The following is a 14,295-nucleotide window of genomic DNA, read 5'->3' as shown; positions in this document are numbered from 1 at the left end:
GGGTATGCAATTACGTAAACTGGCCACAGCAATGCTGGTAATGGGGATGTCCGCAAGCGTCGTTCACGCTGAAGACGCTCCGGCTGCCGGGAGCACTCTCGACAAGATTGCCAAAAATGGCGTGATCGTGGTCGGCCACCGTGAATCTTCCGTCCCGTTCTCATACTACGACAACACGCAAAAAGTCGTGGGTTACTCTCAGGATTACTCCAACGCAATCGTAGAAGCGGTGAAGAAAAAGCTGAACAAACCTGACCTGCAGGTGAAGCTGATTCCGATTACCTCACAAAACCGTATTCCACTGCTGCAAAACGGCACTTTCGATTTTGAGTGCGGTTCTACCACGAATAACCTTGAGCGTCAGAAACAAGCGGCCTTCTCCGACACCATCTTTGTGGTCGGTACGCGTCTGCTGACTAAAAAAGGCGGCGATATTAAAGATTTCGCTGACCTGAAAGGTAAAGCGGTCGTCGTGACGTCAGGAACCACTTCCGAAGTTCTGCTGCATAAGCTGAACGAAGAGAAGAAAATGGACATGCGTATCATCAGTGCGAAAGACCACGGCGACTCCTTCCGTACGCTGGAGAGTGGTCGCGCGGTCGCGTTCATGATGGATGACGCACTGCTGGCAGGTGAACGCGCTAAAGCGAAGAAACCAGACAACTGGGAAATCGTCGGTACGGCGCAGTCGAAAGAAGCTTACGGCTGTATGTTGCGTAAAGACGACGCGGGCTTCAAAAAACTGATCGATGACACCATCGCGCAGACCCAAACCTCCGGCGAAGCGGAAAAATGGTTCGACAAATGGTTCAAGAACCCGATTCCACCAAAAAATCTCAACATGAACTTTGAACTGTCTGACGACATGAAAGCCCTGTTCAAAGAACCTAACGACAAAGCACTTAACTAATTAGAACCACTCGGGGCGGGACCTCCTGCCCTCTCGATTGTCGGGAAGCGCGGACAGACTATACGTTGAGTGGTCGTTCCCCACTCAGCGCGAACATTGAGCTTCTCACCAATCTTCGAGGGTAGCGCTGCTACCCTTTTTTTTCTGGAGTTTATTATGTCAATAGACTGGAACTGGGGCATTTTTCTGCAACAAGCCCCGTTCGGCAACACCACCTATCTTGGCTGGCTTTGGAGCGGCTTTCAGGTCACCGTTGCGTTATCAATAACGGCCTGGATTATCGCGTTCCTGGTCGGTTCCCTGTTCGGTATTTTACGTACCGTGCCGAATCGTTTTCTCTCTTCCCTTGGTACTCTGTACGTTGAACTGTTCCGTAACGTTCCTTTGATCGTGCAGTTCTTTACGTGGTATCTGGTCGTGCCTGAACTGTTGCCGGAAAATCTCGGCATGTGGTTTAAATCGGAACTGGACCCGAATATCCAGTTCTTTGTCTCCTCAATGCTCTGCCTTGGCCTGTTCACCGCCGCGCGCGTTTGCGAGCAGGTTCGTGCCGCCATTCAGTCGCTTCCGCGCGGGCAAAAGAACGCCGCCCTGGCGATGGGTCTGACGCTGCCGCAAAGCTACCGCTATGTCCTGCTGCCTAACGCCTATCGTGTGATTGTTCCACCGATGACCTCTGAGATGATGAACCTGGTGAAGAACTCCGCCATCGCCTCCACCATCGGTCTGGTCGATATGGCGGCACAGGCGGGCAAGCTGCTGGATTACTCCGCACATGCCTGGGAATCGTTCACCGCGATTACGCTTGCTTATGTTCTGATAAACGCTTTCATCATGCTGGTGATGAACCTGGTTGAACGCAAAACTCGCCTGCCGGGCAATCTGGGGGGCAAATAATGTACGAGTTTGACTGGAGTTCCATTGTTCCCTCCATGCCATACCTGATGGCAGGATTAGTGATTACGTTAAAAATCACCGCCATTGCGATCGTCATTGGTATTGTCTGGGGCACCATCCTCGCCGTCATGCGCCTGTCGAGCTTTAAACCCTTCGCCTGGTTCGCAACGGCTTATGTTAACGTTTTCCGCTCTATTCCGCTGGTGATGGTACTGCTGTGGTTTTACCTGATCGTCCCCGGCCTGCTGCAAAACGTGCTGGGGCTGTCGCCGAAAACCGACATCAGGCTGATCTCAGCGATGGTGGCATTCTCGATGTTTGAGGCGGCTTACTATTCGGAGATCATTCGTGCCGGTATTCAGAGCATCTCCCGTGGACAATCGAGCGCCGCACTGGCACTGGGGATGACCCACTGGCAGTCCATGAAGCTCATTATTCTGCCACAGGCGTTTCGCGCCATGGTCCCGCTGCTGCTGACGCAGGGCATTGTTCTCTTCCAGGATACTTCGCTGGTGTATGTGTTGAGTCTTGCGGACTTCTTCCGTACCGCCTCTACCATCGGTGAACGTGACGGTACTCAGGTCGAGATGATCCTGTTCGCAGGTGCGGTTTATTTTGCAATTAGTTTAAGCGCGTCGCTGTTGGTCAGCTGGCTGAAGAAAAGGACGGTTTCATGATTTCCCTGAAAAATGTTTCTAAATGGTATGGGCACTTTCAGGTGCTGACCGACTGCTCTACCGAAGTCAAAAAAGGCGAAGTGGTCGTCGTATGCGGGCCTTCAGGTTCCGGAAAATCGACGCTGATCAAAACCGTCAATGGCCTCGAACCCGTGCAAAAAGGCGAGATTGTCGTCGATGGCACTAAAGTGAACGACAAAAAAACCGATCTGGCGAAACTGCGTTCGCACGTCGGGATGGTGTTCCAGCACTTTGAGCTGTTCCCGCATCTGTCGATTATCGAGAACCTGACGCTGGCGCAGGTTAAAGTGCTGAAACGCGACAAAAAAGCGGCGCGGGAAAAAGGCTTAAAACTGCTGGAACGCGTGGGGCTGTCGGCTCACGCGGATAAGTTCCCGGCGCAGCTTTCCGGCGGTCAGCAGCAGCGCGTCGCCATCGCTCGTGCTCTTTGTATGGACCCGATCGCCATGCTGTTTGATGAGCCCACTTCCGCTCTCGATCCTGAGATGATCAACGAAGTGCTGGATGTCATGGTTGAACTGGCCCACGAAGGGATGACCATGATGGTGGTCACGCACGAGATGGGCTTCGCCCGTAAAGTGGCAAACCGCGTGATCTTTATGGACGAAGGGAAAATTGTCGAAGACTCGCCGAAAGAAGATTTCTTCGCTAACCCACAATCCGATCGCGCCAAAGACTTCCTGGCGAAAATCCTGCATTAATCAAGCCGGTGCGCAATCTTCGGATTGCGCACCGCTTCACGTTTTATCCCTCTGCTCCTCGTCTGCTTCACCCTACAGCGTTAACCTTGTCACAAAATAACGCCCAAAAGGAGCACACTATGGCCCTGCCCATTATTCTCGATTGCGATCCCGGTCATGATGACGCTATCGCCCTCGTTCTTGCCCTTGCTTCACCAGAATTAGATCTGAAAGCCGTGACCTCTTCCGCCGGAAACCAGACGCCCGATAAAACGCTACGCAATGTGCTGCGCATGCTGACGCTGCTTAAGCGCACGGATATTTCGGTCGCGGGCGGGGCAATAAAACCGCTGATGCGTGATCTGATTATTGCGGATAACGTCCACGGTGAAAGTGGTCTCGATGGCCCCGAGTTGCCTGAGCCGGGGTTTGCGCCGCAAAACTGCACCGCCGTAGAGCTGATGGCCAGCGTGCTGCGGGAAAGCCGCGAGCCTGTTACGCTGGTTGCGACAGGCCCGCAAACTAACGTCGCGCTGTTGCTGAACAGCCATCCGGAACTGCACAGCAAAATCGCGCGGATCGTGATGATGGGCGGCGCAATGGGACCGGGAAACTGGACGCCATCGGCTGAATTCAACATCTTTGTCGATCCCGAAGCCGCCGAAATTGTTTTCCAGTCGGGCTTACCGATTGTGATGGCGGGCCTGGATGTCACACATCGCGCCCAGATTATGGCGCAAGACATCGAGCGTTTTCGTGCAGCAGGCAACCCTGTCGCCACCGCCGTTGCCGGGCTGCTCGACTTCTTCATGGAGTATCATAAAACCGAGAAGTGGGGTTTCCAGGGCGCACCGCTTCACGATCCGTGCACCATCGCCTGGCTGCTGAAGCCGGAGATTTTTACCACTATCGATCGTTGGGTCGGTGTCGAGACCCAGGGGAAATATACCCAGGGGATGACCGTGGTGGACTATTACTTCCTGACAGGTAATCAGCCGAATACGACGCTGATGGTCGACATCGACCGTGAAGCGTTCGTGGATTTGCTGGCGGAAAGACTTGAATACTATCGTGCGGCCTGATGCCCTCACCCTGACCCTCTCCCACGGGGAGAGGGGACAAACACAAAAAACGGCAACTGGCGTTACCGTTTTGCTTTGACCTTGTGCGGCCTGATGCCCTCACCCTGACCCTCTCCCACAGGGAGAGGGAACAAACACAAAAAACGGCAACTGACGTTACCGTTTTGCTTTGACCTTGTGCGGTCTGATGCCCTCACCCTAACCCTCTCCCACTGGGAGAGGGGACAAACACAAAAAACGGCAACTGACGTTGCCGTTTTGCTTTGACCTTGTGCGGTCTGATGCCCTCACCCTGACCCTCTCCCACGGGGAGAGGGAACAAACACAAAAAACGGCAACTAACGTTACCGTTTTGCTTTTACCTAGGGCTCGAACGGTCGTCTCTGGAACTGGTCGTGACCGCATTTCGGGCAGCGCGGCAGTACGTCAGGGGTGTAGACCGCCAGATGGAAATGACAGTTTTCACATACCAGATTGCCCAGCCCTACCACTTCACCACTGTGATACACGCCGTGATGGTTGAGATCCTGAAAAACCTCGCGCCATTCGAGCTGCGTTTTATCGGTGATATCAGCCAGCTCCTGCCAAAGACTCTCTTTAATCACCCGCATAAATACGCTGTCGGTGACCTCGTCCTGGCTCTCTTCGTAGCTACGCGCAAACTCCTCCAGGTCGCGTCGCACAGCCCGCGTCACCTCTTCGACTTCGGTGCGCGTTAACTCACCCGTTTGCACCACCCGCGCCCGCGCCTGCGCGACCAGAGCGTCGATATCACGCTCCCCATTACGCAGACGTTCCGTCAGTGTGGCAACCAGTTCGCGGTAAAATTGAGCAACCTTGTTCATCCATTCGCCTCCCGGGTAAGTAACTACTTCTAATAATAGACGTTATTTTGCCGACGCTTTGTCAGGTCAGCCACAGAGCCGGTAAATTCCTGCAAAGGGCATTTGTGCGAAAGGCTGTTTTGACGCGGGCGTTTGGGCTATGCTATGCGGATCTGAAATACCACATCCATTGGCTACGTTTGTAGCTGTATTGAAAACAGGACCACTGGCTGCCATGCAAGAGCAATACCGCCCGGAAGAGATAGAATCAAAAGTCCAGCAACACTGGGACGAGAAGCGTACCTTCGAAGTCACTGAAGACGAGAGCAAAGAGAAGTATTACTGCCTGTCGATGCTTCCCTATCCTTCTGGTCGACTACACATGGGCCACGTGCGTAACTACACCATCGGTGATGTGATTGCACGCTACCAGCGTATGCTGGGTAAAAACGTCCTGCAGCCTATTGGCTGGGATGCGTTTGGTCTGCCCGCTGAAGGCGCAGCAGTAAAAAATAAGACTGCGCCTGCGCCGTGGACTTACGACAACATCGCCTACATGAAAAACCAGCTTAAAATGCTGGGCTTTGGCTATGACTGGAGCCGTGAGCTGGCGACTTGTACGCCGGAATACTATCGCTGGGAGCAGAAATTCTTCACCGAGCTGTATAAAAAAGGCCTGGTGTATAAGAAGACTTCCGCCGTTAACTGGTGTCCGAACGATCAGACGGTTCTCGCGAACGAGCAGGTTATCGACGGCTGCTGCTGGCGCTGTGATACCAAAGTTGAGCGTAAAGAGATCCCGCAGTGGTTCATCAAAATCACCGCTTACGCTGACGAACTTCTGCGTGACCTGGATAATCTGGACCACTGGCCCGATACCGTTAAAACCATGCAGCGCAACTGGATCGGTCGCTCCGAAGGCGTCGAGATCACTTTTGACGTTGAGAACGCCGATCAGAAGCTGACCGTTTATACCACGCGTCCAGATACCTTCATGGGTGCCACTTACCTGGCCGTGGCTGCAGGTCATCCGCTGGCACAGCAGGCGGCTGCGACCAACCCTGAGCTGGCGGCCTTCATCGACGAGTGCCGCAACACCAAAGTGGCCGAAGCCGAGATGGCGACGATGGAGAAAAAAGGCGTCGCGACGGGCTTTAATGCCATTCACCCGCTGACCGGTGAAGCCGTTCCCGTCTGGGCTGCTAACTTCGTGCTGATGGAATACGGCACTGGCGCAGTGATGGCGGTTCCGGGTCACGATCAGCGTGATTATGAATTCGCGACCAAATATGGCCTGAACATCAAGCCTGTTATTCTGGCCGCCGACGGCTCCGAGCCGGATCTGTCCGAGCAGGCGCTGACCGAAAAAGGCACGCTGTTTAACTCTGGCGAATTTAGCGGCCTGAGCTTCGAAGACGGCTTCAACGCTATCGCTGACAAACTGGCCGCGCTGGGCGTCGGCGAGCGTAAAGTGAACTATCGTCTGCGCGACTGGGGTGTTTCCCGTCAGCGTTACTGGGGTGCGCCGATTCCAATGGTGACGCTGGAAGACGGTACGGTTATCCCAACGCCTGAAGATCAGCTGCCGGTTATTCTGCCGGAAGATGTGGTGATGGATGGGATCAGCAGCCCGATTAAAGCCGATCCTGAGTGGGCAAAAACCACCGTTAACGGCCAGCCAGCCCTGCGTGAAACCGATACTTTCGATACCTTTATGGAATCCTCCTGGTATTACGCGCGCTACACCTGCCCACAGTATCAGGAAGGCATGCTGGACTCTAAAGCCGCTAACTACTGGCTGCCGGTTGATATTTACATCGGCGGTATCGAACACGCCATCATGCACCTGCTCTACTTCCGCTTCTTCCACAAGCTGATGCGTGATGCGGGCCTGGTGAACTCTGATGAGCCAGCCAAACAGCTGCTGTGTCAGGGCATGGTTCTGGCAGATGCATTCTACTATGTCGGCGAAAATGGCGAACGTAACTGGGTATCTCCGGTTGATGCGATTGTCGAGCGCGACGAGAAAGGGCGTATCGTTAAAGCAAAAGACGCGGCAGGTCATGAGCTGGTGTATACCGGCATGAGCAAAATGTCGAAGTCCAAGAACAACGGGATCGACCCACAGGTTATGGTGGAACGCTACGGTGCAGATACCGTGCGTCTGTTCATGATGTTTGCTTCTCCGGCGGATATGACGCTGGAGTGGCAGGAATCTGGCGTAGAGGGCGCAAACCGCTTCCTGAAACGCGTCTGGAAACTGGTCTATGAGCATACGTCTCAGGGCGAGGCTCCGGCTCTGAATGTGGATGCGCTGAGCGAAGATCAACAAGCACTGCGCCGCGATGTTCACAAAACTATCGCTAAAGTCACGGATGATATTGGTCGTCGTCAGACCTTCAATACCGCAATTGCGGCTATTATGGAACTGATGAACAAACTGGCGAGAGCACCGCAGGATGGCGAGCAGGATCGTGCCTTAATGCGTGAAGCGCTGTTGGCCGTCGTTCGTATGCTGAACCCGTTCACCCCTCACGCCTGCTTCACGCTGTGGCAGGAACTGAAAGGTGAAGGCGATATCGACAACGCGCCGTGGCCAGTGGCTGATGAATCTGCGATGGTTGAAAACACCACGCTGGTTGTGGTGCAGGTTAACGGTAAAGTCCGCGGTAAAATTACCGTTGCAGTCGATGCAACTGAAGAACAGGTTCGTGAACGCGCAGGCCAGGAGCATCTGGTTGCGAAATACCTTGAGGGCGTTACCGTACGTAAAGTGATCTACGTACCGGGTAAACTGCTGAATCTGGTCGTTGGCTAAGCGCGGGAGGAAACGTGCGACAACTGGCAACATTACTCTTATCTCTGGCGGTGTTTGTCACCGCCGGTTGTGGCTGGCATCTGCGGAATACCACCGCAGTGCCGACTCAGATGAAAACGATGATCTTCGACTCAGGTGACCCGAACGGTCCGCTGAGCCGGGCCATTCGTAACCAGCTGCGTCTTAATGGCGTGGAACTGATTGAGAAAGGAACGCTGCGTCAGGATATTCCATCCTTCCGCGTACTGAGCTCATCTCTGAGCAAAGACACGGCGTCCATCTTCCAGGATGGTCGTACGGCGGAATACCAGATGGTGATGTCGGTCAGTGCTGCCGTGTTGATGCCGGGTAAAGATATTTATCCGATCAGCACCAAAGTCTATCGTTCGTTCTTTGATAACCCACAGACTGCGCTGGCGAAAGATGCCGAGCAGCAAATTATCATTAACGAAATGTATGACAAGGCGGCGGAACAGCTGATCCGCAAACTGCCAAGCATTCAGCTTGCGTCGAAAGACACAAGCACGGAACACTCTGTTCCGCTGAGTACCACGCCAGACGCCCCCGGGACGCTTGGTAACTAATGCTTCGTTTGTATCCTGAACAACTCCGCGCGCAGCTCAATGAAGGGCTGCGCGCGGCGTATCTGTTACTCGGAAACGATCCGCTTTTACTTCAGGAAAGCCAGGATGCTGTGCGCCAGGTCGCCGCATCGCAGGGCTTTGATGAACATCACGCCTTTCAGCTTGATAACAGCACCGACTGGCAGGCGATTTTTTCGCTTTGTCAGGCAATGAGTCTTTTTGCATCCCGTCAAACTCTCCTCATTCAATTGCCAGAAAATGGCCCGAACGCAGCCATTAACGAACAACTCGCAACGCTGGTTAGCCTGCTGCACGATGATTTACTGCTGATGGTTCGCGGGAATAAGCTGACTAAAGCCCAGGAAAACGCGGCATGGTTTACCCGGCTTGCCACTCATTCGGTTATGGTGACGTGTCAGACGCCAGAACAGGCGCAACTGCAGAAATGGGTGGCTGCGCGGGCCAGACAACACAATCTGCAGCTCGATGACGCGGCAAACCAGCTGCTTTGCTATTGCTATGAAGGTAATTTACTGGCGTTGTCGCAAGCGTTAGATCGCCTTTCGCTCCTGTGGCCAGACGGAAAATTAACGTTACCGCGCGTTGAACAGGCGGTAAACGACGCCGCGCACTTCACCCCTTTCCACTGGGTGGATGCCCTGCTGGCGGCGAAAAGCAAACGCGCGCTGCATATTTTGCAGCAGCTGCGACTGGAAGGGAGCGAGCCGGTGATCCTACTGCGCACGCTGCAGCGAGAGCTTTTGCTGCTTAACACGTTAAAACGCCAGTCCACCACGATGCCTTTGCGCGCCCTGTTTGATAAACACCGCGTCTGGCAAAATCGTCGGGCAATGACCACCGAGGCGGTTAATCGACTGAGCCATGAGCAGTTGCGCCAGGCCGTTCAACTGCTGACCCGCGCGGAGCTCACGCTAAAGCAGGATTATGGTCAGTCGGTATGGGCTGAGCTGGAAAGTCTGTCGCTGCTACTGTGCCATAAAGCGCTGGCAGAGGTTTTTATTGATGGCTGATATGCGCGCCTTACAGGCACTGTTTGGCGGGACATTTGATCCTGTTCATTACGGTCATTTAAAACCTGTAGAGATTCTGGCTAATCTGATCGGCCTGCAGCGCGTGATCATCATGCCTAACAACGTTCCGCCCCACCGCCCGCAGCCGGAAGCAACCAGCGCACAACGCAAGCATATGCTGGAACTGGCGATTGCCGACAAGCCGCTGTTTCAGCTAGATGAGCGCGAACTGCGTCGGGATACCCCGTCATATACTTCGCAAACGCTGCAGGAGTGGCGCGCCGAGCGCGGCCCGACGCAACCGCTGGGTTTTATCATCGGCCAGGATTCGCTGCTGAATTTCCCCAGCTGGCACCAGTACGAAACCATTTTGCAAAACAGTCACTTGATTGTCTGCCGTCGTCCGGGTTATCCGCTGACCATGAAAGAAGAAAAGTATCAGGCATGGCTGGAGGCACATCTGACCCACAATGTGGAAGATCTGCATAATCTGCCCGCGGGGAAAATTTACCTGGCCGAGACGCCGTGGTTTGATATCTCCGCCACCCTGATCCGCGAGCGTTTACAGCAGGCACTGTCGTGTGACGATCTTCTTCCTGCCCCGGTGCTGAACTATATTCACCAGCAAGGTTTGTATCAGAAAGATGCAGATGCCTGAAGGTAAGCGCAAAAAATGAGTTAATTCGCTGGCATGCCATTGACAGCCCTCTTCAGGCTGATATCCTCCGCAACCTGGCTTCCTGCCAGTGATTGCTTTACAGAAATTGTTTTACAAAAATGGCGATGCATTGTCAGGCTGAGGATGGGATGATACCCGCCTTAACAGCCCGTCAGGTGACATTTGTCCCGAAACAACCGTCAGTTCAGGTATACTGCCTGGCGACTCATTTAATCGTTGCTCAACTTCACTCACCAGGGGGAAAACTTGCAGGGTAAAGAACTCCAGGATTTTGTTATCGACAAAATTGATGACCTGAAAGGTCAGGACATCATCGCTATCGACGTTCAAGGTAAATCCAGTATCACCGATTGCATGATCATCTGCACCGGAACTTCCACTCGCCATGTTGCCTCTATTGCTGACCATGTTGTCCAGGAATCGCGTGCAGCCGGGCTGATGCCGCTGGGCGTGGAAGGCGAAGCGATTGCTGACTGGGTTGTTGTTGACCTCGGCGATGTGATTGTCCATGTCATGCAGGAAGAGAGCCGTCGCCTGTATGAGCTGGAAAAACTCTGGGGTTGATGCGTGAAGCTGCAACTGGTAGCCGTCGGCACAAAAATGCCGGACTGGGTACAAACGGGTTTTACTGAATATCTGCGTCGTTTTCCGAAAGATATGCCGTTCGAACTGGTTGAAATTCCGGCCGGAAAGCGCGGTAAGAACGCTGATATCAAACGTATTCTCGAAAAAGAGGGTGAGTTAATGCTGGCTGCCGCTGGCAAGAACCGCATTGTTACCCTCGATATCCCAGGCAAACCCTGGGATACGCCGCAGCTGGCGCAGGAACTGGAGCGCTGGAAGCTGGATGGGCGCGATGTCAGTCTGTTGATTGGCGGCCCGGAAGGATTATCCCCGGCCTGCAAAGCGGCCGCAGAACAAAGTTGGTCCCTCTCCGCGTTAACGCTGCCCCACCCGCTTGTCCGGGTACTGGTAGCCGAAAGCCTCTATCGCGCGTGGAGCATTACTACCAACCACCCTTATCACCGTGAGTAATGATTGACCAGGGCAAATTAAGCAGCGGATGAAACTACAGAATTCTTTTCGCGACTACACGGCTGAGTCCGCGCTGTTTGTGCGTCGGGCGCTGGTCGCTTTTACGGGGATTTTGCTGCTGACTGGCGTGCTGATCGCCAACCTCTATAATCTGCAAATCGTCCGCTTTACCGACTATCAAACGCGTTCCAACGAAAACCGCATCAAGCTGGTTCCTATCGCGCCAAGCCGCGGCATTATTTACGATCGTAACGGCACGCCGCTGGCGTTAAACCGCACTATCTATCAGATCGAAATGATGCCCGAGAAGGTCGATAATGTTCAGGACACGCTGGATGCGCTGAAAGGCGTTGTCGATCTTACCGACGATGATATCGCCGCATTCAAGAAAGAGCGCGCGCGTTCACACCGCTTTACCTCCATCCCGGTGAAAACCAATCTGACGGAAGTCCAGGTCGCTCGCTTTGCGGTGAACCAGTATCGCTTCCCGGGCGTGGAAGTGAAAGGCTACAAGCGCCGGTATTATCCTTACGGCTCCGCGCTGACGCACGTCATTGGCTACGTTTCCAAAATTAACGATAAAGACGTCGATCGCCTCGATAAAGATGGAAAACTGGCCAACTATGCCGCGACCCACGATATCGGCAAACTCGGAATTGAACGCTTTTACGAAGATGTCCTGCACGGACAGACGGGTTATGAAGAGGTTGAGGTTAACAACCGCGGTCGCGTCATCCGCCAGCTCAAAGAAGTGCCGCCGCAAGCGGGTCACGACGTCTATCTGACGCTCGATCTGAAGCTGCAACAGTATATCGAAACGCTCCTGGCAGGCAGTCGTGCAGCGGTGGTGGTTACCGATCCGCGCAGTGGCGGCATTCTGTCGCTGGTCTCGATGCCGAGCTACGACCCGAATCTGTTCGTGGATGGCATCTCCAGTAAAGACTACTCCGGCCTGTTGAACGATCCGAACACTCCGCTGGTTAACCGTGCGACTCAGGGCGTCTATCCCCCTGCCTCCACCGTTAAACCGTATGTGGCTGTCTCCGCGCTGAGCGCGGGGGTGATCAATCGCAATACCAGCCTGTTTGACCCGGGCTGGTGGCAGTTACCTGGCTCGGAAAAGCGCTACCGCGACTGGAAGAAATGGGGCCACGGCCACCTGAATGTGACCAAATCGCTTGAAGAATCCGCGGATACCTTCTTCTATCAGGTTGCCTATGACATGGGTATCGACCGCCTGTCGCAATGGATGAGCAAATTTGGTTACGGTCATTACACGGGCGTAGATCTCTCGGAAGAACGTTCCGGTAACATGCCAACACGTGAATGGAAGCTCAAACGCTTTAAAAAACCGTGGTATCAGGGCGACACCATTCCGGTCGGGATCGGTCAGGGCTACTGGACTGCAACGCCAATCCAGATGAATAAAGCGATGATGATCCTCATTAACGATGGCGTGGTGAAAGTGCCGCATCTGCTGATGAGCACGGTTGAAGACGGTAAACAGGTGCCCTGGTCGCAGCCACATGAAGCGCCGGTGGGCGATATTCATTCCGGCTTCTGGGAAATCGCCAAAGACGGGATGTACGGCGTGGCAAACCGCCCGAACGGAACGGCGCATAAATACTTTGCAGGCGCACCGTACAAGGTGGCAGCCAAATCCGGTACCGCGCAGGTCTTTGGCCTGAAGGCGAACGAAACCTATAACGCGCACAAAATCGCGGAGCGTCTGCGTGACCATAAACTCATGACGGCATTTGCGCCTTATGATAATCCTCAGGTTGCGGTCGCGATTATTCTTGAAAACGGCGGCGCTGGCCCGGCGGTTGGTACTATCATGCGTCAAATCCTCGACCACATTATGCTGGGCGACAACAACACCGAACTGCCGGCTGAAACCCCAGCCGCCTCTGCGGCGGAGGACCAATAAACATGACGGATAATCCGAATAAGAAATCGCTGTGGGATAAAATCCACATCGACCCGGCCATGCTGCTGATCCTGCTGGCATTGCTGACCTACAGCGCCCTGGTTATCTGGAGCGCCAGCGGTCAGGATATTGGCATGATGGAACGCAAGATCGGCCAGATTGCGATGGGCCTGGTGATCATGGTGGTGATGGCGCAAATCCCGCCACGCGTCTATGAAGGCTGGGCGCCCTACTTATACTTCGTCTGTATTATTTTACTGGTGGCGGTGGATGCGTTTGGTGCCATCTCTAAAGGCGCGCAGCGCTGGCTCGATTTAGGGATAGTGCGTTTCCAGCCCTCTGAGATCGCAAAAATTGCGGTGCCGCTGATGGTTGCACGCTTTATCAACCGCGACGTTTGCCCGCCCTCTCTGAAAAATACCGCCATTGCGCTGGTGCTGATCTTCCTGCCCACGCTGCTGGTGGCGGCACAGCCTGACCTGGGAACGTCCATCCTGGTCGCCTTGTCCGGCCTGTTCGTTCTGTTCCTGTCAGGATTAAGCTGGCGACTGATCGGCATTGCGGTGGTGCTGGTGGCCGCCTTTATCCCGATACTGTGGTTCTTCCTGATGCATGATTATCAGCGTCAGCGCGTGATGATGTTGCTCGATCCGGAAACCGATCCGCTGGGCGCAGGCTATCATATTATTCAGTCAAAGATTGCGATTGGCTCAGGCGGATTACGCGGCAAAGGCTGGTTACACGGAACTCAGTCACAGCTCGAATTTTTACCTGAACGTCACACGGACTTTATCTTTGCGGTTCTGGCTGAAGAGTTGGGCCTGGTCGGCATTCTGATTCTGCTGGCGCTGTACCTGCTGCTGATTATGCGCGGACTTTGGATTGCCGCTCGGGCGCAAACCACCTTTGGCCGAGTGATGGCCGGCGGGTTAATGCTGATTTTGTTCGTTTACGTCTTCGTAAATATTGGTATGGTGAGTGGGATTCTGCCGGTGGTTGGCGTACCGCTCCCGCTGGTCAGCTACGGAGGCTCGGCACTGATCGTGTTGATGGCCGGGTTTGGGATAGTGATGTCTATCCATACCCACAGAAAAATGTTGTCCAAAAGCGTATAAAAATAAGGGGAT

Annotated in this window: 14 protein-coding genes; 13 read left to right on the top strand and 1 reads right to left on the bottom strand. The window is 54.1% G+C overall.

Annotated features, from left to right (window positions below):
* Window positions 1-4: 4 nt before the first annotated feature.
* The 5 genes from SOM82_RS06005 (at window position 5) to rihA (ending at window position 4,267) form a co-directional block, all read left to right on the top strand.
* The gene (locus tag SOM82_RS06005; protein WP_154126674.1) at window positions 5-910 is read left to right on the top strand and encodes an amino acid ABC transporter substrate-binding protein; all 906 of its coding nucleotides are present in this window, start codon (window positions 5-7) and stop codon (window positions 908-910) included.
* A gap of 156 nt (window positions 911-1,066) precedes the next feature.
* Window positions 1,067-1,807, top strand: coding sequence for a glutamate/aspartate ABC transporter permease GltJ (gene gltJ, locus SOM82_RS06000; RefSeq protein WP_320459905.1), 741 nt, complete (start codon window positions 1,067-1,069; stop codon window positions 1,805-1,807).
* A complete protein-coding gene (gene gltK / locus SOM82_RS05995) occupies window positions 1,807-2,484 on the top strand; it encodes a glutamate/aspartate ABC transporter permease GltK (RefSeq protein WP_154126672.1) in 678 nt (225 codons plus the stop codon). Before gltJ ends, gltK begins: the two co-directional genes overlap by 1 nt.
* Window positions 2,481-3,206, top strand: a complete 726-nt coding sequence (locus SOM82_RS05990; protein ID WP_154126671.1) for an amino acid ABC transporter ATP-binding protein — start codon at window positions 2,481-2,483, stop codon at window positions 3,204-3,206. Before gltK ends, SOM82_RS05990 begins: the two co-directional genes overlap by 4 nt.
* Before the next feature lie 119 nt (window positions 3,207-3,325).
* Window positions 3,326-4,267, top strand: a complete 942-nt coding sequence (gene rihA / locus SOM82_RS05985) for a pyrimidine-specific ribonucleoside hydrolase RihA (RefSeq protein WP_320459904.1) — start codon at window positions 3,326-3,328, stop codon at window positions 4,265-4,267.
* Window positions 4,268-4,629: 362 nt separating this feature from the next.
* Here rihA and SOM82_RS05980 read toward each other — a convergent pair whose 3' ends face one another.
* Window positions 4,630-5,112 carry a zinc ribbon-containing protein gene (locus tag SOM82_RS05980; RefSeq protein WP_154126669.1) on the bottom strand — a complete coding sequence of 161 codons (483 nt, stop codon included), beginning with the start codon at window positions 5,110-5,112 and terminating at the stop codon, window positions 4,630-4,632.
* A gap of 214 nt (window positions 5,113-5,326) precedes the next feature.
* Between SOM82_RS05980 and leuS the strand changes: the two genes are divergently transcribed.
* The 8 genes from leuS (at window position 5,327) to mrdB (ending at window position 14,283) form a co-directional block, all read left to right on the top strand.
* Complete coding sequence (gene leuS / locus SOM82_RS05975) at window positions 5,327-7,909, top strand: leucine--tRNA ligase (protein ID WP_320459903.1); 2,583 nt, start codon at window positions 5,327-5,329, stop codon at window positions 7,907-7,909.
* A gap of 14 nt (window positions 7,910-7,923) precedes the next feature.
* Window positions 7,924-8,493, top strand: a complete 570-nt coding sequence (gene lptE, locus SOM82_RS05970) for an LPS assembly lipoprotein LptE (protein ID WP_320459902.1) — start codon at window positions 7,924-7,926, stop codon at window positions 8,491-8,493.
* Window positions 8,493-9,524: a DNA polymerase III subunit delta gene (gene holA, locus SOM82_RS05965; RefSeq protein ID WP_320459901.1), complete on the top strand. Its 1,032-nt coding sequence runs from the start codon at window positions 8,493-8,495 to the stop codon at window positions 9,522-9,524. The genes lptE and holA overlap by 1 nt, the downstream gene beginning before the upstream one ends.
* Complete coding sequence (gene nadD / locus SOM82_RS05960; protein ID WP_320459900.1) at window positions 9,517-10,182, top strand: nicotinate-nucleotide adenylyltransferase; 666 nt, start codon at window positions 9,517-9,519, stop codon at window positions 10,180-10,182. The genes holA and nadD overlap by 8 nt, the downstream gene beginning before the upstream one ends.
* Before the next feature lie 267 nt (window positions 10,183-10,449).
* Entirely contained in the window at window positions 10,450-10,767 is a 318-nt protein-coding gene (rsfS, locus tag SOM82_RS05955; protein WP_154126665.1) for a ribosome silencing factor, read from the top strand.
* A gap of 3 nt (window positions 10,768-10,770) precedes the next feature.
* Complete coding sequence (gene rlmH / locus SOM82_RS05950) at window positions 10,771-11,238, top strand: 23S rRNA (pseudouridine(1915)-N(3))-methyltransferase RlmH (RefSeq protein ID WP_320459899.1); 468 nt, start codon at window positions 10,771-10,773, stop codon at window positions 11,236-11,238.
* A gap of 28 nt (window positions 11,239-11,266) precedes the next feature.
* Window positions 11,267-13,168, top strand: coding sequence for a peptidoglycan DD-transpeptidase MrdA (gene mrdA / locus SOM82_RS05945; protein WP_154126664.1), 1,902 nt, complete (start codon window positions 11,267-11,269; stop codon window positions 13,166-13,168).
* Window positions 13,169-13,170: 2 nt separating this feature from the next.
* Complete coding sequence (gene mrdB / locus SOM82_RS05940) at window positions 13,171-14,283, top strand: peptidoglycan glycosyltransferase MrdB (protein ID WP_154126663.1); 1,113 nt, start codon at window positions 13,171-13,173, stop codon at window positions 14,281-14,283.
* The last annotated feature ends 12 nt before the right edge of the window (window positions 14,284-14,295 follow it).

It is taken from the genome of Lelliottia sp. CFBP8978, from assembly GCF_034046055.2.
Classification (GTDB): Bacteria; Pseudomonadota; Gammaproteobacteria; order Enterobacterales; family Enterobacteriaceae; genus Enterobacter.
This window is presented reverse-complemented; position numbering and strand designations above follow the sequence as displayed.

What these genes read in the sequence shown, in the direction of transcription:
- SOM82_RS06005 (WP_154126674.1), top strand. Translation starts at nt 5, where the DNA reads ATGCAATTACGTAAACTGGCCACAGCAATGCTGGTAATGGGGATGTCC.
- gltJ (WP_320459905.1), top strand. Translation starts at nt 1,067, where the DNA reads ATGTCAATAGACTGGAACTGGGGCATTTTTCTGCAACAAGCCCCGTTC.
- gltK (WP_154126672.1), top strand. Translation starts at nt 1,807, where the DNA reads ATGTACGAGTTTGACTGGAGTTCCATTGTTCCCTCCATGCCATACCTG.
- SOM82_RS05990 (WP_154126671.1), top strand. Translation starts at nt 2,481, where the DNA reads ATGATTTCCCTGAAAAATGTTTCTAAATGGTATGGGCACTTTCAGGTG.
- rihA (WP_320459904.1), top strand. Translation starts at nt 3,326, where the DNA reads ATGGCCCTGCCCATTATTCTCGATTGCGATCCCGGTCATGATGACGCT.
- SOM82_RS05980 (WP_154126669.1), bottom strand. Translation starts at nt 5,112, where the DNA reads ATGAACAAGGTTGCTCAATTTTACCGCGAACTGGTTGCCACACTGACG.
- leuS (WP_320459903.1), top strand. Translation starts at nt 5,327, where the DNA reads ATGCAAGAGCAATACCGCCCGGAAGAGATAGAATCAAAAGTCCAGCAA.
- holA (WP_320459901.1), top strand. Translation starts at nt 8,493, where the DNA reads ATGCTTCGTTTGTATCCTGAACAACTCCGCGCGCAGCTCAATGAAGGG.
- nadD (WP_320459900.1), top strand. Translation starts at nt 9,517, where the DNA reads ATGGCTGATATGCGCGCCTTACAGGCACTGTTTGGCGGGACATTTGAT.
- mrdA (WP_154126664.1), top strand. Translation starts at nt 11,267, where the DNA reads ATGAAACTACAGAATTCTTTTCGCGACTACACGGCTGAGTCCGCGCTG.
- mrdB (WP_154126663.1), top strand. Translation starts at nt 13,171, where the DNA reads ATGACGGATAATCCGAATAAGAAATCGCTGTGGGATAAAATCCACATC.